A 299-nucleotide genomic window follows, 5' to 3' on the forward strand; every position below is an offset into this window, starting at 1 on the left:
CGACGGGGTGCTCGCTTCGCTGTCCCCGGACCGGGTGGACGCGGTGCTCCGGCCGAAGGTCGACGCCGCCTGGCATCTACACGAACTCACGGGCGAGCTGGACCTGTTCGTGCTGTTCTCCTCCGCAGCCGGTGCGCTGGGCTCCGCGGGGCAGGCGAACTACGCCGCGGCGAACGCGGTCCTCGACGCCCTCGCGCTGCGGCGACGGGAGTCCGGCCTGCCCGCGCACTCGCTGTCGTGGGGGCTGTGGGCCGAGGACAGCGAGCTGACCGCGACGCTTGGCGAGGTTGACCGGCGGC

General features: G+C 73.9%; 1 protein-coding gene. It reads left to right on the plus strand.

The genetic code is table 11. The features are described 5' to 3' along the window. A partial coding sequence (locus tag JHE00_RS34675) for a KR domain-containing protein (RefSeq protein ID WP_200326435.1) occupies positions 1 to 299 on the plus strand: 299 nt, incomplete at both ends.

The organism is Prauserella cavernicola, assembly GCF_016595675.1.
GTDB classification, from domain to species: domain Bacteria; phylum Actinomycetota; class Actinomycetes; order Mycobacteriales; family Pseudonocardiaceae; genus Prauserella_A; species Prauserella_A cavernicola.